This is a genomic window from Loktanella sp. F6476L (assembly GCF_023015725.1).
Classification (GTDB): domain Bacteria; phylum Pseudomonadota; class Alphaproteobacteria; order Rhodobacterales; family Rhodobacteraceae; genus Yoonia.
Genome location: NZ_JALKAR010000004.1, coordinates 204,173 through 220,381, shown reverse-complemented (window position 1 = coordinate 220,381; position 16,209 = coordinate 204,173). Strand labels below are relative to the sequence as shown.

Sequence of the window (16,209 nt, the reverse complement as noted above, 5' to 3'; positions counted from 1 at the left end):
TACCCCCGAGATATTTGAAGCCAAAAGAATTAGCGCCAAAGCCGTTTGAGGCTGGCGTATTGGCTGATGGCAAGCCCTGTCAGGATCAACGCAAGGGCCGCGAAAAAGCGCAGTGGCAGCGTCTCACTTAGGATGACGGCACCAAAAACCATCGACCAGACGGGGACTTGGTAGTTCACAAGTGTCATGAAAACGGCGCCGGCGGTGCGGATTGTAAAGACGCGCAGCAACGCCGCGAGCGCTGTCGGCACGAACCCAAGAAAAACAATCGCAAGCGTACTGCGCGTATCGGCCATCTGCGGTACGCCTTCGACGATCAACATTGCGGGGATTAGTGTCACGGCCCCAATGATCATCAGAATGGTTGCCATCGTGATTGAATCGATCGGCGGGCAGCGCCGCGTCATCACGCTTGAAATCGCATAAGACAGGGCGGCGGCCACGCAGGCCAACTGGCCCAATGGTTCCCAGCCCGTACCAATCCGCAAGACAGACGGCCCGATCAAAACGACTGCACCAATGAACCCAAGCGTCACGCCTACAGCATTGCGTCGGGTCATGACTTCATCGGAAAACAGATGCGCCAGCGGCAGGACAAATAGTGGGATCGCAGTCATCGAAATGCCCGCAAACGCAGATGGAACGTACTGTTGTCCCCAACTGAGCATGGCAAAGGGCAGGGCGGTGTTCATTACACCAATAACGAGCAAATATTTGATCAGCTGGCCCGAAAACTGCGGCAGCGGGCTGCGCATGACCCCCATGATCCCGATCAATGCCAGCGAGCCAAGTGCAGTCCGCGCCGCCGCAACCGTCAACGGCCCGTAGCCTTCCAACGCGATGGCCACGACCATAAACGTCCCACCCCAAATCAAGCCAAGGGCGGCGACGGAAAACCAATTGGCGGGGGTCGGTTGGGTGGTCACAATGGGTGCCTTTGATGGGATCGCCGTTTGATTTCATAACAGGCCCAACTTGACCAGTGGCAAATCCAGCGCGCGAAGAAGTTCCTGTAGAACTAAATCGAAGGTTGTTTCATGCGCGTAAAATTGCCAACGTGCCGCCAGTATCAGTAATTGAAAGTACCCAAATGGCCCTGAGCTCTATGAAAAAGAACAATAAGCCGACCGAAGATGGCGAAATTAATCGCTATGTGAACGAAGAGGCTTCTGGGATGGCATGGTTTGATCATCGCCGCGAAGTTGTCTTCGTCAACGGTATGGCGAACTCAGGGGAAAACCATATGGATAGCGCGCTGGCGCTGTCGTTGCTGCAGGGCTGTCCGGTCATCGGGGTGTATAACAAGAAGGACGGTTTCTGGTCCGACCTTGGCCAATGTCTGCTGGACAAAGGCGTTCTTGTTGGCGCGCAGGCGGGTAGTTTCAGCGCGTGGAGCGCTGCGTTTAATGCAGCTTATGCGGCGGCGGCTCAGCTCAAGTCAGGGCTGAGCAAAATCGACTTTATGGAAGGTCTTGTGGCCAGCAACAAAGCGACCGCATCGCTTTATCGCTACATCGCTGAAATGTCGGTGCAGGAACGCAGCAAGCTGAAAATCTTCTGCCATTCCCAAGGTAACTTGATCACGTCTAACGCGCTGACCGCCGTGGCATTGGCGCTTGGCGAGGATGCGATCAAAAACATGGAAGTGAACAGTTTCGGGTCGCCGTGCCGCTATTGGCCACCGGGTCTGGACCGCACGAACAACGCGTTCACTTTCGATCCGGTGTCTTGGCTGGACTACAACATCGGGTTTTCCAGCGTCAAAGTCGGGTTCACGCCGGGTCTGATTTCGCACGGTTTCGACATCTACATGAACCAAGATGCCGAATTCGTTGTGAACCGGTTCCGCTGGGGATCGTTCAGGATGACGGCCAGCATGGATGAAAAGGGCCTTGCGACCTATTTGACCAAGATGGGGAACAACCCGCGCCGTTTGAAGAAAATCTTTGAATGGCTGGACAAGCACCATAATTCCGACGCGGATGATGTGGCTGTGATCTATTCCAAACTCATGCGGACAAAACATGCGGCAACTATGAAATCGCTGGCGAACGCTGATAAATCCTTCATCACCTTGCTGATCAAATGCATGGACGAAGGCTGGACCGCGAGCGACGAGAAGAAAGAGATCGAGTATCTCAAAAGCCTCTAAGCGTATCCGCGCCAACGCTGATTGATCCGGCGCAAGTTGTCAGTCAATCGGCAAAGCGCCAGATGTTTTGATCTGACGTAGAACAAAATTGGTCGTCGTTGTGCGCACAACGCCAAGCCTAAGGATGTGTTTCATGATGAATTCCTCCAAGGCTTCCGGATCAGCGGCGACCACTTTCAACAGAAAGTCGAAATCACCTGTAATCGACGCACATTCGAGCACCTGTTCGTTGGTCCGAATGAAATCGTTAAACAGTTTGATCGACCCTTCGGTGTGATCCACTAACGAAACCTGCACATATCCAAACGCGCTGAGGCCCAGCTTTTTGCTGTCCAGAATGGCAGTGTAACGTTTGATGTAGCCGTCTTCTTCCAACCGTTTGACGCGGCGCCAGCACGGCGACGCTGACAGGCCGACCGCGTCCGATAATTCCTGTGTGCTGGCGCGGCCATCCACTTGTAGGAATTTAAGGATCAGCTTCTCAAATTTATCCAGCATAAATTTTCCTCGGAATCAGCATATGCGGAAATATTTTACCTAACTTTCAACAATACGCGAGCGAAGAGGCAGAAATTGCCACCGATAATGGACAATCATTGACCTCAGGAGGAGCTCAATGCCCAAAGATACGAAATACATCGCCAAACACCCTGACGACGCAGGTCTTATTCATTACACGCCCGACGAAGACGCGGTTTGGCGCGATCTGGTGGCCCAGCAGCAGCGAAATATTGAACGCTATGCGGCAAAACCGTTCCTCGATGGTCAGGCCGCGCTTCAACTCCCAATTGACCGTGTGCCGCAATGCGCTGAAATCTCTGAAAAACTGATGGGCACGACGGGGTGGTCCGTTGAACCGGTTCCCGCCCTCATCGGGTTTTCGCGGTTCTTTCAGATGCTGGCGAATAGAACCTTTCCGGCAGCGTCTTTTATCCGAAGCAGGGACGATTTCGATTACATCGAAGAGCCCGACATCTTCCACGAAATTTACGGCCATATGCCGCTGCTCGTCGACAAACGGCTTGCTGATTTCTCGCAAAAGATCGGGGAAACAGGGTTGGCGTGTGACAAATCAGACTACGCATGGCTGATCAGGCTGTATTGGTTCACAATCGAATTTGGGCTCATCCGCGAAGGCGACACGGTCAAAGCGCTTGGGTCCGGCCTGGCGTCATCACCGGGTGAACTGCGTCATTCGGTCGAAGAACAAAGCGTTGTTCGCAAAGACTTTGACGTCCTTGAAATCCTACGAACGCCTTACCGTATCGACATCAATCAACCGATCTATTTCGTGCTCGATAGTGTTGATCAACTGATTGAAGCGGCGAAGCGCGATCTTGTCCGCGATATCCATGAGGCAAAATCACTGGGTCTTTTTGCGCCAACGTACGAGGTCAAAGGCGATGGGTGATCTGCAAAAAAAGACCTGTGCGGCATGCGACGGTTGGGTGCCTGTGTTGACCGAAGTAGAGATTACGCAGCTCAAATCGCAACTCGATCCGGCATGGGAAATCGACTTGGATGGTCAAAGCCTGTCGCGTCGGTTCACATTCAAAGGGTTTGCCAAAGCAACCTACACCGCCAATCTTGCCGCCTTCGTCAGCGATAAGGAGGGCCATCACGCCGACATATCCTTCGGCTGGGGATATTGTCAGGTCACCTACACGTCGCACGAACTGGGGCGGTTGTCCGAGAACGATTTCATCTGTGCGGCAAAGCTCGACGCGGTGGTGGCTTAGCGGCCGATAGAACAACCGCAACAAAAAAGGGCCGCTCCAAAGGAACGGCCCTTTCTTCAATTCTAGCAGAACTTAGTTCTTCGCTTTGTCGACCATTTTGCCAGCAGAAATCCAAGGCATCATAGCGCGCAGTTTGGAACCAACCTGTTCGATCTGGTGCTCGTCGTTTGCACGACGGGACGCTTTGATTGTTGGCTGACCAACGGCGTTTTCCAGCATGAAGTCACGCACGAATTTACCGGACTGAATGTCAGCAAGCGCTTCTTTCATCGCCTTTTTCGTCTGCTCATATGGCAGGATGCGCGGGCCAGTCACATACTGACCGTACTCAGCTGTGTTGGAGATGGAGTAATCCATGTTCGCGATGCCGCCTTCATAGATCAGGTCTACGATCAGCTTTGTTTCATGCAGACATTCGAAGTAAGCCATTTCAGGCTCGTAACCAGCTTCGACAAGTGTCTCGAAACCCATGCGGATCAGTTCAACGATACCACCACACAGAACAGCTTGCTCACCAAACAGGTCAGTTTCGCATTCCTGACGGAAGTTTGTCTCGATGATGCCGGAACGACCGCCACCGATAGCTGAACAGTAGGACAGGCCGATTTCTTGGGCTTTGCCGGACGCGTCTGTGTCAACCGCGATCAGGCAAGGCACGCCGCCGCCTTTTGTGTATTCGCCGCGTACTGTGTGACCTGGGCCTTTTGGCGCCATCATGATCACGTCAACGCCTTCTTTTGGCTCGATCAAGCCGAAGTGCACGTTCAGGCCGTGTGCGAATGCAATTGCTGCACCTGGCTTGATGTTGTCGTGGACGTATTTTTTGTATGTTTCTGCCTGCAGCTCATCGGGCATTGTGAACATGATCACATCACACCAAGCAGCGGCTTCCGCGATGCCCATAACTTTCAGGCCTTCGCCCTCAGCTTTGGCTTGGGAAGGGGACCCTTCGCGCAGAGCAACAACAAGGTTTTTCGCACCGGAATCGCGCAGGTTCAGCGCGTGGGCGTGGCCTTGTGAGCCGTAACCAAGGATGGCTACTTTTTTGTCTTTGATCAGGTTCACATCGCAATCGCGATCGTAATAAACGCGCATATCAAGCACTCCATGTTTGTATCTGCGCTGACGTATAACGGGCGTTTGCGTGGATTGTGAGGTTTGATTTTTGATCTGTTGTGATCAAGTGAAAGTTGTTATGCGTCATTCACCCAAATTGTGTGTTTTTTATGCTTGATGACGAAAGCCGCGCGATCCTGCGCCAATACCAAGCCAATCCTGCCCTCACGGTGCCGGAACTGGCTGACCTTGTCCGCATGACGCCCGCCCGTGTGACGCGGCGGCTGGATAAATTGCACGAAGACGGGATCATTCGGGGTCAAGAGGTCGTGATCGACTGGACGGCCTTGGGCTACACCGTGCACGTGGCGCTGCGGATTACCTTGGATAAAACCGTGTCTCGCGCCTTTGACGACTTCATGGCCGCCGCCCGACTGGTGCCCGAAGTGCTGGAAATCCAGACGTTCCTTGGGCGCGTCGACGTGCGTCTGTTGCTGATCGCCCGCGACTTGCCGGATTACCAACGGATCTACCGTGATCAGGTCCTGACGTTACCCCACATCGCCGACATCGAAGCATTGATGACAGTGGCCAACGTCAAACGTGAAGAAGCGTTGCCGCTATGATCCTAGACGACACAGACCGCGCGCTGCTACGCCTGATGCAAAAAGACGCGACGCAACCAACAGGGCGTCTGGGCGAAAAGCTGGGCCTGTCCCAACCGGCCACATGGCGCAGGATCAAACGCCTCCAAGATGCAGGCGTAATTGCAGGGCGTCGTTTGCGGTTGGACGCAGAAAAACTGGGCTTCGGGGTCACTGTCTTTCTGGGGGTCAAACTCGCCACCAAAGGCCGCGTCAGCCTTGAAGATTTCGAACGCGCCGTATCCGCCATTGCCGAAGTGCAAAGCGTGGAACACGTGTTGGGCCTTTATGATTACCGCCTAAGGGTGGTGGCCCGCGATCTGGCGGATTTCGAACGGGTGCTACGGCGGCGTATCATGACCATGCCGGGGGTGGGGGACGTCGAAGCGAACGTACTGCTCAGCGAAGAACGCCTTGCGGGACCATTGTGACGTGGATCGGAAACTTTGCACGGACTGCGCAGGCCGATCAGCGCGAAAACCGACATTTCTGACTTTGCTTTTCCCCCTATCGCCGCTTACCTCAGATGCAACTTAATGCACGAGGACCATCATGACCGATACATTCACATCCCAAGTTGACCCGAACGGCTTGATGGAGTTCTCCGTCGTCTTCACCGACCGGTCGCTCAATTCCATGTCCAAAGCGTTCCAAGGCGTCATGAACGACATCTCTGGCATGTTGAAAGACGTCTATAATGCAGATGCCGTGGCGATTGTCCCCGGCGGCGGCACCTTCGGGATGGAAGCAGTGGCCCGCCAATTCGGCGCAAATGCCAACGCCTTTATCGTGCGCAACGGCTGGTTTTCCTACCGCTGGACCCAGATTTTCGACGCGGGCGACTTCACGGCCAAAACAACCGTCCTAAAGGCCCGCCAAAACGGCAACGACACCCGCGCGCCTTTTGCACCTGCGCCCATCGAAGACGTCACAGCTGCCATTCGCGACGCCAAACCAGACGTCGTGTTCGCGCCGCATGTCGAAACCTCTGCGGGGATCATCCTGCCGGACGATTACATCACGGCCATGGCTGCCGCCGCGCATGAGGTGGGCGCATTGATGGTGCTGGACTGCATCGCGTCAGGCTGCGCGTGGGTCGATATGAAAGCAACAGGCGTTGATGTGCTGATCTCTGCCCCACAAAAAGGCTGGTCCGCCACGCCTTGCGCAGGTCTCGTGATGATGTCCGAACGCGCCGTAACTCGTATGGCCGACACAACATCCAATTCCTTCGCCGCTGACCTCAAGAAATGGCACAGCATCATGCAGGCCTACGAAAACGGCGGTCACGCGTACCACGCGACCATGCCGACGGACGGGCTGCGTGCATTCCGCGACACGATGATTGAAACCCGCGACTATGGCTTCGACAAATTGAAAACCGCGCAATGGGCGCTGGGCGATGCGGTGCGGGGCTATTTGGCGGGCAAGGGGATCAAATCAGTTGCGGCCGACGGGTTCGGCGCACCGGGTGTCGTGGTCAGCTACACGGACGATCCGGCAATCCAGAACGGGTCGAAATTCGGCGCAGAAGGCATGCAAATCGCGGCAGGTGTACCGTTGCAATGCGACGAACCTGACGATTTCCGGACCTTCCGTCTGGGCCTGTTTGGTCTCGACAAACTTTACGATGTGGACGCCACAATGGCACGTCTCACGCCGGTTCTGGACACCGTGCTTTAACGCGCAGAACTAGCTGGCACCAAGCCCAAGCTTCATAAGGCCGCGCCGCACAGGCGCGGCGTCATGCAGCGCTTTGATCCCTGCGACCCGCAGGTCCTGCAAGAATGGCGCATTCGACATTGATGCACGGTTCAACGCATCAATTCCGTTAACCCGCAGCTTGATATCTCCGTGCCGCGCCTTTTGATAAGCGTCGAGCATCTTGCGACTGCCCAAGTCATGTTCACGGGCCAAGTCCAATAGGGTCGCTATGTCGTTCAGCGACATGTTCAATCCCTGCGCCCCAATCGGGGGAACCACATGCGCGGCCTCCGCGACCAGCGCTGTGCGTGGCGCGGATAATGCGCTCGCGACCTGTGAAATGATCGGCCAGACCATGCGGCGCGTCGCCAAGGTCAGCGATCCGTAAAGGGCGGCGGATCGGGTCAATGCCTCTGATTCAAATTCTTCGTCGGACAATGCCATCAAGCGGTTCACTTCCGCACCTTTTTCCATCCAAACGACAGCCGAACAGGGCTCCCCTTCGTGATCGGGCAGGGGGACAAACGTGAACGGACCACCAGAGCGGTGGATTTCTGTCGATACATTGTCGTGCGGTGACGGATGGGTCACAGCAAAGCTGATCGCTTTTTGCCCGTACCGATGGGTTTTGACGTCGATTTCCGCAGCTTCACGCACCGCTGAATGACGGCCATCCGCGCCAATCACCAGTTTCGCGCGGACCTGTAATCCGCCCGTCAGCATCACCAAAGCTTCGGTTTCACGGGGCAACAGTGATACAAATCCGGTGCCCGCGTGGAATTCCACATTCGGCAGCTCTTTCAACCGCGCCAGCATTTCGCGGCGCAGCAGCCAATTGGGCAGGTTCCACCCGAACGGCTTGTCCGAAATGTCGGCAGCGTCAAAATCCGCGGTCACGCGTGCGCCGCGGCCCTCACCGCTGACGTCCGCGATCCGCATGACTTGCAACGGCGTCGCGTATTCGGCCAAACGCCCCCACAATCCGATGTCGTCCAAAAAGGATTGGGCGGGCTGCAAGAAGGCTGTGGTACGTAGATCAGCACCTTCAAACGCAGCATTTGTGACTGGTAACGCCGGATCAACGATCACGACGCTAAATCCAGCAGCACCAAAGGCCGCGGCGGCGGTCAAACCTGCGACGCCGCCACCCGAGATGACAATATCTGATGTTATCCGTTTCATACCCTAGACATAGGCGGTGCGCGCGTGCGGGCAAAGGCCCATATGGCCGCAGGGCCGGAAATTGCGTGGTTTTGGGCACGTTGCGCTAAAGGGTAATCGCCGCTAGGGTCTTGAACAACAAAAGGAAAGCCTCGCGATGTACGACACCAAAGCCGGACAAAAGGACGCCTATGCGCTGATCCTAGAGGCGATTGATAGCCATTCCTACGTGCCCGGCGACCGTCTGGTGGAAAGCGAACTGGCCGAACGGTTTGGCGTGTCGCGCACGCCCATTCGCGAAGCGTTACAACGGCTTGAAACCCAAGGTCTGTTAACCCGCGACGGGCGGTCCTTGATGGTTGCGTCCTTGGATCACACGCAAATGGCAGAACTTTACGTGGTGCGCGGCGAACTCGAAGGATTAGCCGCACGGCTTGCGGCCCGTCACGCGACCCCGGAAGAGGTCGGCGTGCTACGTGGTATGTTATCCGATGATCAGGCGTTCCTGAATGATCCCGACGCGCTTAGCCGCGCAAACCGCCGGTTTCACAAACAAATTCACCTCGCATCGCATAACCGCTTTCTTGTGCAGCAGCTTGATCTGGTCCACCGCTCCATGGCGCTTCTGGCGACGACATCCATCGCTGTCGAAGGACGGCCCGAAGATACGCTGGCCGAACACAACGCCATCGTCACGGCGATCGAAAATGGCGATGGTGACGCAGCAGACGCGGCCCTGCGCGACCATATCTCAAAAGCCTACATCACCCGTCTGAAGCTTGACGCGCAGGCGACCCAGTAGCTTTTCCCGCGCCTTTATTGGGCAGCAGTACACCGTGCGTCGTCTTATCCCAATAAAACGGCTTGAACGTCAGTTCGTAGAACCCTTTGTAAGCCGCCAGTGCCGCCATTGGGAAATAAAAGTGCATCGTCGGTATCCATTTGATCAACCACATCTTTTCGGCCTTCGTGACCCCAAGGGCCAGCACGAACATATTGGTCAGTTCTGAAAAGATGAACATGGCGACAACGCTGATCAAAACCCACCCCTGCAGGTAATGCCCCATCGGATGACTGAACCCGAACGGCATCACCCAGAACGACCACAGCACAGGCGCGAGCACGAATTGCGAAAGCGTTCCCGCGAACAAAATCTGAAATCCCCAGAACCGGCGCGCGCCCAAATCTCGGTATAACTTCGCCGGATCGCGCATATGGACGCCGTAGGTGATCGCATACCCCTTCAGCCACCGCGAACGCTGCTTCACCCACGGCCAAAAACGGCCATTGGCTTCTTCTTGCGTCGTAGTAGCGATCAGTTCGGTGCGGTATCCCCGTCGCGCCAAACGGACGCCCAAATCAGCGTCCTCAGTCACGTTATGCGCGTCCCACGCGCCCAGTTTTTCCAGCACGTGTCGCCTGAAAAACAGGGTCGTGCCGCCCAATGGAACAACAAGCCCCAACCGTTCCAACCCCGGCAAAACCACCCGAAACCAGCCCGCATATTCAAGCGTAAAGCAGCGCGTCAGCCAATTGACAGGCGCATTGTAGTAATCCAGAACCCCCTGCAAACACGCAACTTTCTCGCCACGGTTCGCGAAATGCCGCGCCACTTTGCGCAACTGATCTGGGGCAGGGGCATCTTCAGCATCGTAAACGCCAACCAAGGTCCCGCGCGCGAAATCGAGTGCGTAATTCAACGCCCGTGGCTTGGTTTTCAACGTCCCCTTTGGCACGGCGATGGGGCGAATCCACGACGGCAGGTTCGTCAATCCCAGCGATGCGCGGGTCGTTTCATCGTCCGCCTCCATCACCAGACAAACGTCCAATCGGTCGCGAGGATAATCGATCAGCTTGACCCGCTCCAACAGGTGGGCCGCAATTTCCTTTTCTTTATAAAGCGGGATCAGGATGGTGAAGACCGGCAGGTTTTCCGCCGCAATCGGCAGATGATCAGCATCGGTGGGGCGGCTGAACACGCCGACAATGGCGGCCGCCGCCTTTAATAACGTGTTCGTAGCCAGCGTGATCACCGCCCAGAAACTGAGCACCACAAATCCGGTCAAAGGCGACATCGCAAACAAAACCAGCGTGCCAAGTACCACCAGAACGGACATGATTAACATCAAACGCGCATTCCACGTCCGGCTACTGATCGCATCAGGCACACGATTTTCGGCGCGTTCGGTCAGGGCTGCGACATGACTTTCGCTGATGGCGCGAAACAAATGCTGTTCAGTGGTAATCGCCATGCGAATAGGACCGTAGCGCAGGGTCAGGGCGGGGGCCTGTTGCTGGAAAATCTCGGGTTTATGGGTCAGGATCACAACCGCGCCACCGATGCGCCGCCACGGCAGAATATGGTCACGTAAACAACGATGCGCGCCCCAGATATCGACCAAGGCCGGATCAGCGGGACGATCACACGGGTTGATAATAGCGCAGCGGTGCAGGACGGCTTGGGACTGTGCGATCGTCAAGGCTGTCGCGTCGTGCAAGCCGACATGCGATCCGTCGTCAAATTGCGCCTGCTGGGTGAACATCTGTGCCTCTGTCTAGGTGACAGAACCATAGCGTCTGAACGATTAACGCCCGGTTAAGGTTAACCGGGCGTTAGAGAATTTTTAAGCTGTTGCGCGGTCATCCATTGCCGCTGCAAACCGTTCGAACAGGTAATAGCTGTCTTGCGGGCCGGGGCTGGCTTCTGGGTGGTACTGCACGGAAAACACTGGCTTATCCTTAACGCGCAGGCCACAGTTGGACCCGTCGAACAGCGACACATGCGTTTCGGAAACGCTTTCCGGCAGGCTTTGCGCATCAACCGCAAACCCGTGGTTCATTGACGTGATTTCGACCTTACCGGTTTCGTTGTCTTTGACCGGATGGTTCGCGCCGTGGTGGCCGTGGTTCATCTTGATCGTCTTCGCACCCAACGCCAGCGCCAGCATCTGGTGACCCAAGCAAATCCCGAACACAGGTAGGTCTTTTGCCAACACGCCTTGGATCATCGGCACAGCATATGATCCGGTCGCCGCGGGATCGCCTGGGCCGTTGGATAGGAACACACCGTCAGGGTTCAACGCCAAAACGTCCTCGGCAGTCGCGGAGGCAGGCAATACAGTCACATCGCAACCCGCAGACGCAAGGCACCGCAGAATGTTACGTTTCGCGCCAAAATCAATCGCGACGACCTTATGCTTGGCGTCCTTTTGCTGTGTATAGCCTTCCGGCCACGCCCACCGCATTTCATTCCAGTGGTAAGATTGCGCGCAGGTCACGTCTTTGGCCAGATCCAGACCTTCGAGACCGGAAAAACCACGGGCGGCAGCAACAAGCGCTTCGATATCAAAATTGCCATCCGGATCATGCGCCAAAGCAACATGCGGCGCACCTTGCTGGCGGATCGCGCGGGTCAGGCGGCGGGTATCAACACCGCCCATGCCAATACGACCACGGCGTTCCAGCCATGTGGTCAGTTCTTCGGTTGACCGCCAGTTGGACGCATCCGTCGGGTCCCATTTCACGATCATGCCTGCTGCGACAGGATCGGCTGTTTCGTCATCTTCGGGTGTCACGCCCGTGTTCCCGATGTGAGGGAAGGTGAATGTCACGACTTGGCCCGCGTAGGACGGGTCGGTCATAATTTCCTGATAGCCGGTCATCGCGGTGTTAAAGCAAAGCTCTGCGGTGGTTTGGCCAGTTGCCCCAAATCCGTGGCCGTAAAACAATGTCCCATCGGCAAGGGCGAGGCAGGCTGTTGGCTTTTGCGTAAGGTGGTCGGACATGATCAGATCCTTTTTCGGGGGGCAGCACCCCTGAGTGGCGGCAAATTGTGCTGGTCCTACGGTCTGACGCCCATGGGGTCAAGACCAGAACTGCGCCTTGCAAACAAGGGGATCACGTCGCGGCACGGCGCTTGTCTTGATGGTGAATAAAGCGTAACCTGCGCGCTTGTCAGTTGGGACATGAACGGGAGTTATCATGGACATGCGAACAAAGGTCGGGGCGGCCTTGAAAGAAGCAATGAAGGCCAAAGACGCAGAGCGTCTGTCCACATTGCGTTTGATCAACGCTGCCATCAAAGACCGTGACATTGCATTGCGCGGGACCGAAGAAGAAGCAAAGGGGTGCGGGGACACCGAAGTGCTTTCGATTCTAGGCCGCATGGTCAAACAACGCCACGAAAGCGCACGTGCCTACGAAGAAGGCGGGCGGCTCGAATTGGCTGAAAAAGAGCTTTCGGAAATCAAGGTTATCGAAGATTTCCTACCCAAACAGCTGACCGAAGACGAATCTGCGGCAGCCGTCGACGCCGCCATCGCCGAAGTGGGCGCGGAAAGCATTCGCGACATGGGGAAGGTCATGGGCATCCTCAAAGGCAAATACACCGGTCGGATGGATTTCGGTAAAGTAGGGCCGTTGGTCAAAGACCGGCTTGGCTAACACTGCCACGACATAATCAGATTGAATGCCCAGCGATCACCTGATCCGCTGGGCATTTTGCTGTTTGGGCGCATCACGCCATTTGGCGGTTATCCACCCGTCAAATCTTGGGCGAGCATCATCGCGTTCCCATCTGGATCATAAAACGTAGCCGTTTTGACCATGCCCTCGACGACATCCGTCTCTCCGTCAAACTTTACCTGCGCCTGCTCTAGTTTCTGCCGTGCGGCGTCCAGATCTGCGATCCCGAAAACCGGAACGCAATTGCCGGGGGCGGGTTTTGTATGTTCGCCAATCCCGATCGTCACACCTGCCGTGTTGGTCTGGAGTTCTGACCAGCCCGCTTCATCCGCGTGGTAAAGCGTTTCAAACCCCAACATGTCCGAAAACCACTGGGCAGTGGCGTGCCGATCAGAAACCGAAAATGAAATCGTGATGGTTTCGTCCAATGAAATAAGCGACATCATCTTTCCTTTATCATTAAAGTATACTAACTATATTTTATGGACATAAAGCATTTTGTCAACATGACTTCGCGGGCCTGGGCTGTCCCGATCTTATCGAACCTGCATGCGGGCATTGCGGGGCGACAGGCGCCGCTTTTGGCAGCAACTGGGGCGAGCCGTACGGCATTCGCGCAAAGTATGGATCACCTGATCGAAATCGGCTTGGTGGAACGCAATCCTGGCTATGGTCATCCGCTCAGGCCTGAATTCCGTCTGACACAGCGGGGCATATCTGCGGCTGCCCTTGCGCATAAAATCCAAAACCTGTCCTCAGCCGAAGATCAGGCCTTGCTGCGTAAATCGTGGACATTGCCCGTGCTGACGTCATTGCACAGGCCGCGCCACTTCAACGACATTAAACGCAATCTGCACACGATAACCGATAGGGCCTTGTCGCAATCGCTCAAATCAATGGAGCAACGTGACTGGGTGCAACGCCACGTCGACGATGCCGCCCGCCCGCCACGATCATTGTATCGTGCTGTGAATACGGGTGGATTGATCAGTCAGGTGACGGCGTCTGACATTCACTTCACTGGCTAAATCCGCCGTGCCGCGATCAGCCACAACATCCCGTATCGCAACGCTTTGCGCATGATCGGAAACCAATTCGCCAAAACACCGCCCGCAGCTGTCGCAAAACGCCAATAGCGTAGCGCCCGCGATATTGACGGGGCGGGAACGCTTTCGCACAAATCGACAGCACCACCGCTTGGAACCAAGCGGACATCTCTCTGACAGGAACCCTCCCATGAGTAACTACGCCCTCACCGTGACCTGCCCATCGACCCGTGGCATCGTGGCCGCCATCGCCAATTATCTGGCCGATCAGGGCTGCAACATCACGGACAGCTCTCAGTTTGACGACCAAGAGACTGGCAACTTCTTTATGCGCATCAGCTTCGAAACAGGCGATGGGGTTGAACTGGCAGAAATGACCAAAGGATTTGCCGATACAGCGGCCCCCTTTGGCATGAACTACGAATTTCACGACGAATCCGAAAAGATGAAAGTCGTGATCATGGTGTCCCGCTTTGGACATTGTCTGAACGATCTGCTTTATCGCTGGCGCATTGGGGCCTTGCCAATTGATATTGTGGCCGTAATCTCAAATCACATGGATTACCAAAAGGTTGTCGTGAACAACGACATTCCGTTCCACTGCATCAAAGTGACCAAAGAAAACAAACCCGAAGCCGAGGCCAAGATCATGTCTGTGGTCGAAGACGCGGGCGCCGATCTGATCGTTCTGGCGCGCTACATGCAGATTCTGTCTGATCAGATGTGCCAGAAGATGTCTGGCAAGATCATCAACATCCACCATTCGTTCCTACCAAGCTTTAAGGGCGCGAACCCTTACAAACAGGCGTTCCAACGCGGTGTGAAACTGATCGGTGCAACGTCGCACTACGTGACCGCTGATCTGGATGAAGGCCCGATCATCGAACAGGACATCGTGCGGGTGACGCACGCGCAATCCCCAAATGATTACGTGTCTCTGGGGCGCGATGTGGAAAGCCAAGTGCTCGCACGTGCAATCCACGCCCACATCCATCGCCGCGTCTTCCTCAATGGCAACAAAACGGTCGTGTTCCCTGCGTCTCCGGGGTCTTTCGCGTCTGAACGGATGGGTTAAGCGCCAGCATTCAACGCGCGCTTAAGATCATCATAAAGCGCAAGCCGTTCGCCTGCGTCCAGAAAGCTGCCAATCTCCACCTCGCGCGGGCCACCGCGCAAGGTGATATAATTAGGCACAGGTCCGCCTTTTGGATGCAGGTGAACGCTGACCCAATACCGGTTCGCTTCCCATGTTTGCTGGGTTCTATCGGGGTTCTGGCGCATCAGGCGGGCGGTTTCGCCTGTGACGCTCAGTTCTTCAACAACTTCGCCGCGCTTGTAGCTGACGTTCAGCGCAAACCAGATGCCCCACAAGGCGATGGCAAAAAACGGCAGCAATCCCCATAGAACGGGCGACCCAAGCACAGCCAGCAACGGCAAGGCCAACATGGCCATCGTCGCACCAACAAAAATCACAAAGTCACGGCGCAGCAGCGACCTGTACGGCCAAAGCGACAGGCTCCAGTCCGATTTTGTCTGCGGTGGGGGCGGGGTCCATTCGTAGGGCATAGCGCGAAATTAGCTCGTTCGCGCCAAGCGTCAAACCGACGGGTTGCCGCAGTTCACACATGGGGTGCAATTATTGACGTTTCGGCATCAGCCAAGCGTCCAGATACGCGCGCAACCGGTCTGGCATCGGGTCCGCATTGTTGACCGCGCAGAAATGCAAAGCCATTGTTTGCACCATGAACGCCTGCAAACCTTCCGCCAACAAAACAGGTGGGACATCGTTGCGGTAATGGCCAGAGCCCAGCCATTGATCCAAGACCCTGATCTGGCGTTCGAATGTCAGGGCAATATGACCGATTTCCTCTTTTGCGGCTGCACCGGAATGACGCAGAATGACGTCGAAGACATACCTTTCAACGGTCATGTAACGCATCAATGGCAACAGGTCGTTCACCAGCTCGGGAACCGACTGCGGGACTGCGTTTTCCGATAGCGCGTCAAGAAGCCGGTTGATTTCCTGTCCGATGATCAGATCCATCAAAGCGTCCTTGTCGCGGAAATGCGCAAAGAACGTCCCCTTTGCAACGCCAGCCGCCTGAACAACGTCTTCGACACGCATCGCCGCGTAGCCCTTTGTCGCAATAATTGCCTGTGCCGCGTCAATCAATTTGCCACGTGTCTGCTGGGTTCGTTTTTGGGGGGGCTTGGTCATAACGCATTATCGCAGGGATTTTGAC

The 16,209-nt window shown here is 55.7% G+C and carries 20 protein-coding genes; 10 read left to right on the top strand and 10 right to left on the bottom strand.

All coding sequences use genetic code 11. The features are described 5' to 3' along the window. Window positions 1-29: 29 nt before the first annotated feature. Window positions 30-926, bottom strand: coding sequence for a DMT family transporter (locus MWU61_RS10625; RefSeq protein ID WP_247128342.1), 897 nt, complete (start codon window positions 924-926; stop codon window positions 30-32). A 164-nt stretch (window positions 927-1,090) separates the two neighbouring features. Between MWU61_RS10625 and MWU61_RS10620 the strand changes: the two genes are divergently transcribed. Then, a complete protein-coding gene (locus MWU61_RS10620; protein WP_247128341.1) occupies window positions 1,091-2,152 on the top strand; it encodes a hypothetical protein in 1,062 nt (353 codons plus the stop codon). Window positions 2,153-2,191: 39 nt separating this feature from the next. Here MWU61_RS10620 and MWU61_RS10615 read toward each other — a convergent pair whose 3' ends face one another. Continuing rightward, window positions 2,192-2,650 (bottom strand): Lrp/AsnC family transcriptional regulator, encoded by a 459-nt coding sequence (locus MWU61_RS10615; RefSeq protein WP_247128340.1) that lies wholly within the window; start codon window positions 2,648-2,650, stop codon window positions 2,192-2,194. A 118-nt stretch (window positions 2,651-2,768) separates the two neighbouring features. Here MWU61_RS10615 and phhA point away from each other — a divergent pair, with 118 nt between their 5' ends. Together phhA and MWU61_RS10605 are read left to right on the top strand one after the other, a co-directional pair. After that, window positions 2,769-3,563: a phenylalanine 4-monooxygenase gene (gene phhA / locus MWU61_RS10610; protein ID WP_247128339.1), complete on the top strand. Its 795-nt coding sequence runs from the start codon at window positions 2,769-2,771 to the stop codon at window positions 3,561-3,563. Further along, complete coding sequence (locus tag MWU61_RS10605; protein WP_247128338.1) at window positions 3,556-3,891, top strand: 4a-hydroxytetrahydrobiopterin dehydratase; 336 nt, start codon at window positions 3,556-3,558, stop codon at window positions 3,889-3,891. The genes phhA and MWU61_RS10605 overlap by 8 nt, the downstream gene beginning before the upstream one ends. A 72-nt stretch (window positions 3,892-3,963) precedes the next feature. On the opposite strand, the gene ilvC is transcribed toward MWU61_RS10605, so the two are convergent. Continuing rightward, the gene (gene ilvC / locus MWU61_RS10600; RefSeq protein WP_247128337.1) at window positions 3,964-4,986 is read right to left on the bottom strand and encodes a ketol-acid reductoisomerase; all 1,023 of its coding nucleotides are present in this window, start codon (window positions 4,984-4,986) and stop codon (window positions 3,964-3,966) included. A gap of 131 nt (window positions 4,987-5,117) precedes the next feature. Here ilvC and MWU61_RS10595 point away from each other — a divergent pair, with 131 nt between their 5' ends. From MWU61_RS10595 to MWU61_RS10585, 3 genes are all read left to right on the top strand, one after another. Beyond that, complete coding sequence (locus tag MWU61_RS10595) at window positions 5,118-5,573, top strand: Lrp/AsnC family transcriptional regulator (RefSeq protein ID WP_247128336.1); 456 nt, start codon at window positions 5,118-5,120, stop codon at window positions 5,571-5,573. Continuing rightward, window positions 5,570-6,022 (top strand): Lrp/AsnC family transcriptional regulator, encoded by a 453-nt coding sequence (locus MWU61_RS10590; protein WP_247128335.1) that lies wholly within the window; start codon window positions 5,570-5,572, stop codon window positions 6,020-6,022. The genes MWU61_RS10595 and MWU61_RS10590 overlap by 4 nt, the downstream gene beginning before the upstream one ends. 121 nt (window positions 6,023-6,143) lie before the next feature. Then, window positions 6,144-7,274, top strand: a complete 1,131-nt coding sequence (locus MWU61_RS10585) for an aminotransferase class V-fold PLP-dependent enzyme (RefSeq protein WP_247128334.1) — start codon at window positions 6,144-6,146, stop codon at window positions 7,272-7,274. 9 nt (window positions 7,275-7,283) lie between these two features. On the opposite strand, the gene MWU61_RS10580 is transcribed toward MWU61_RS10585, so the two are convergent. Further along, entirely contained in the window at window positions 7,284-8,477 is a 1,194-nt protein-coding gene (locus MWU61_RS10580; protein ID WP_247128333.1) for a UbiH/UbiF family hydroxylase, read from the bottom strand. 136 nt (window positions 8,478-8,613) lie between these two features. Here MWU61_RS10580 and MWU61_RS10575 point away from each other — a divergent pair, with 136 nt between their 5' ends. After that, a complete protein-coding gene (locus MWU61_RS10575; RefSeq protein WP_247128332.1) occupies window positions 8,614-9,258 on the top strand; it encodes a GntR family transcriptional regulator in 645 nt (214 codons plus the stop codon). Here the strand turns inward: MWU61_RS10575 and MWU61_RS10570 are convergent. Continuing rightward, entirely contained in the window at window positions 9,221-10,999 is a 1,779-nt protein-coding gene (locus MWU61_RS10570; protein ID WP_247128331.1) for a glycosyltransferase family 2 protein, read from the bottom strand. The two genes, MWU61_RS10575 and MWU61_RS10570, sit on opposite strands and share 38 nt — an antisense overlap. 81 nt (window positions 11,000-11,080) lie before the next feature. Beyond that, complete coding sequence (gene carA / locus MWU61_RS10565) at window positions 11,081-12,241, bottom strand: glutamine-hydrolyzing carbamoyl-phosphate synthase small subunit (protein WP_247128330.1); 1,161 nt, start codon at window positions 12,239-12,241, stop codon at window positions 11,081-11,083. A 196-nt stretch (window positions 12,242-12,437) separates the two neighbouring features. Here carA and MWU61_RS10560 point away from each other — a divergent pair, with 196 nt between their 5' ends. Further along, entirely contained in the window at window positions 12,438-12,899 is a 462-nt protein-coding gene (locus tag MWU61_RS10560) for a GatB/YqeY domain-containing protein (protein WP_247128329.1), read from the top strand. An 89-nt stretch (window positions 12,900-12,988) separates the two neighbouring features. On the opposite strand, the gene MWU61_RS10555 is transcribed toward MWU61_RS10560, so the two are convergent. Beyond that, window positions 12,989-13,363 carry a VOC family protein gene (locus MWU61_RS10555; RefSeq protein WP_247128328.1) on the bottom strand — a complete coding sequence of 125 codons (375 nt, stop codon included), beginning with the start codon at window positions 13,361-13,363 and terminating at the stop codon, window positions 12,989-12,991. Between the two features lie 39 nt (window positions 13,364-13,402). Between MWU61_RS10555 and MWU61_RS10550 the strand changes: the two genes are divergently transcribed. Next, entirely contained in the window at window positions 13,403-13,948 is a 546-nt protein-coding gene (locus tag MWU61_RS10550; RefSeq protein WP_247128327.1) for a winged helix-turn-helix transcriptional regulator, read from the top strand. Here MWU61_RS10550 and MWU61_RS10545 read toward each other — a convergent pair. After that, entirely contained in the window at window positions 13,945-14,127 is a 183-nt protein-coding gene (locus tag MWU61_RS10545; protein ID WP_247128326.1) for a hypothetical protein, read from the bottom strand. The two genes, MWU61_RS10550 and MWU61_RS10545, sit on opposite strands and share 4 nt — an antisense overlap. Before the next feature lie 29 nt (window positions 14,128-14,156). On the opposite strand from MWU61_RS10545, the gene purU reads away from it, so the two are divergent. Beyond that, window positions 14,157-15,041 carry a formyltetrahydrofolate deformylase gene (gene purU / locus MWU61_RS10540; RefSeq protein WP_247128325.1) on the top strand — a complete coding sequence of 295 codons (885 nt, stop codon included), beginning with the start codon at window positions 14,157-14,159 and terminating at the stop codon, window positions 15,039-15,041. Here purU and MWU61_RS10535 read toward each other — a convergent pair. Together MWU61_RS10535 and MWU61_RS10530 are read right to left on the bottom strand one after the other, a co-directional pair. Continuing rightward, complete coding sequence (locus MWU61_RS10535; protein WP_247128324.1) at window positions 15,038-15,532, bottom strand: DUF2244 domain-containing protein; 495 nt, start codon at window positions 15,530-15,532, stop codon at window positions 15,038-15,040. The two genes, purU and MWU61_RS10535, sit on opposite strands and share 4 nt — an antisense overlap. 70 nt (window positions 15,533-15,602) lie before the next feature. Next, window positions 15,603-16,184: a TetR/AcrR family transcriptional regulator gene (locus tag MWU61_RS10530; protein ID WP_247128323.1), complete on the bottom strand. Its 582-nt coding sequence runs from the start codon at window positions 16,182-16,184 to the stop codon at window positions 15,603-15,605. Window positions 16,185-16,209 lie beyond the last annotated feature (25 nt).

Excerpts from the sequence above, each read along its gene's own strand:
- MWU61_RS10620 (WP_247128341.1), top strand. The coding sequence starts at position 1,091 with ATGGCCCTGAGCTCTATGAAAAAGAACAATAAGCCGACCGAAGATGGC.
- MWU61_RS10615 (WP_247128340.1), bottom strand. The coding sequence starts at position 2,650 with ATGCTGGATAAATTTGAGAAGCTGATCCTTAAATTCCTACAAGTGGAT.
- phhA (WP_247128339.1), top strand. The coding sequence starts at position 2,769 with ATGCCCAAAGATACGAAATACATCGCCAAACACCCTGACGACGCAGGT.
- MWU61_RS10605 (WP_247128338.1), top strand. The coding sequence starts at position 3,556 with ATGGGTGATCTGCAAAAAAAGACCTGTGCGGCATGCGACGGTTGGGTG.
- ilvC (WP_247128337.1), bottom strand. The coding sequence starts at position 4,986 with ATGCGCGTTTATTACGATCGCGATTGCGATGTGAACCTGATCAAAGAC.
- MWU61_RS10595 (WP_247128336.1), top strand. The coding sequence starts at position 5,118 with ATGCTTGATGACGAAAGCCGCGCGATCCTGCGCCAATACCAAGCCAAT.
- MWU61_RS10590 (WP_247128335.1), top strand. The coding sequence starts at position 5,570 with ATGATCCTAGACGACACAGACCGCGCGCTGCTACGCCTGATGCAAAAA.
- MWU61_RS10585 (WP_247128334.1), top strand. The coding sequence starts at position 6,144 with ATGACCGATACATTCACATCCCAAGTTGACCCGAACGGCTTGATGGAG.
- MWU61_RS10580 (WP_247128333.1), bottom strand. The coding sequence starts at position 8,477 with ATGAAACGGATAACATCAGATATTGTCATCTCGGGTGGCGGCGTCGCA.
- MWU61_RS10575 (WP_247128332.1), top strand. The coding sequence starts at position 8,614 with ATGTACGACACCAAAGCCGGACAAAAGGACGCCTATGCGCTGATCCTA.
- MWU61_RS10570 (WP_247128331.1), bottom strand. The coding sequence starts at position 10,999 with ATGTTCACCCAGCAGGCGCAATTTGACGACGGATCGCATGTCGGCTTG.
- carA (WP_247128330.1), bottom strand. The coding sequence starts at position 12,241 with ATGTCCGACCACCTTACGCAAAAGCCAACAGCCTGCCTCGCCCTTGCC.
- MWU61_RS10560 (WP_247128329.1), top strand. The coding sequence starts at position 12,438 with ATGGACATGCGAACAAAGGTCGGGGCGGCCTTGAAAGAAGCAATGAAG.
- MWU61_RS10555 (WP_247128328.1), bottom strand. The coding sequence starts at position 13,363 with ATGTCGCTTATTTCATTGGACGAAACCATCACGATTTCATTTTCGGTT.
- MWU61_RS10550 (WP_247128327.1), top strand. The coding sequence starts at position 13,403 with ATGGACATAAAGCATTTTGTCAACATGACTTCGCGGGCCTGGGCTGTC.
- purU (WP_247128325.1), top strand. The coding sequence starts at position 14,157 with ATGAGTAACTACGCCCTCACCGTGACCTGCCCATCGACCCGTGGCATC.
- MWU61_RS10535 (WP_247128324.1), bottom strand. The coding sequence starts at position 15,532 with ATGCCCTACGAATGGACCCCGCCCCCACCGCAGACAAAATCGGACTGG.
- MWU61_RS10530 (WP_247128323.1), bottom strand. The coding sequence starts at position 16,184 with ATGACCAAGCCCCCCCAAAAACGAACCCAGCAGACACGTGGCAAATTG.